The following is a 385-nucleotide window of genomic DNA, read 5'->3' on the forward strand; positions in this document are numbered from 1 at the left end:
AGTACCACCCCTCAAAGCGTCGTCGGGGCGGGGGATATATAAGGGGGAGGGAGCGACTTCGCAATTTAAGCCCCTCCCCCTTATAAAAAAAGAAAAAAGGGAATCACTAACGACTCTACCTCATTGTCATTCTGAGCGAAGCGAAGAATCTCTACCCGAGTCACTAGTCGTCAAGAGAGATTCTTCGGTCGCTACGCTCCCTCAGAATGACAAAATAATAGCATTTACTAGTAATTCCAGCAGCAATTCTTCACCCCCCTTTTTTTCTTTTCAAGGATTTGTGATAGCAAACTTGGCTACCCATAAGAGGCGTAAATAAGCCCCATATTTAAAAATCAAAAGTATAATGCGAGCCTTGCAAGCTAAAGTGAGAGGTAAAATACAG

General features: G+C 43.6%; 1 pseudogene. It reads left to right on the top strand.

The annotated features are described in order from the left end of the window. Positions 1-319, top strand: a pseudogene (locus CQA63_RS09605) (hypothetical protein); the annotation flags it as partial. Between the last annotated feature and the right edge of the window lie 66 nt (positions 320-385).

The sequence above is a fragment of the Helicobacter marmotae genome (assembly GCF_003364255.1).
GTDB classification, from domain to species: Bacteria; Campylobacterota; Campylobacteria; order Campylobacterales; family Helicobacteraceae; genus Helicobacter_C; species Helicobacter_C marmotae.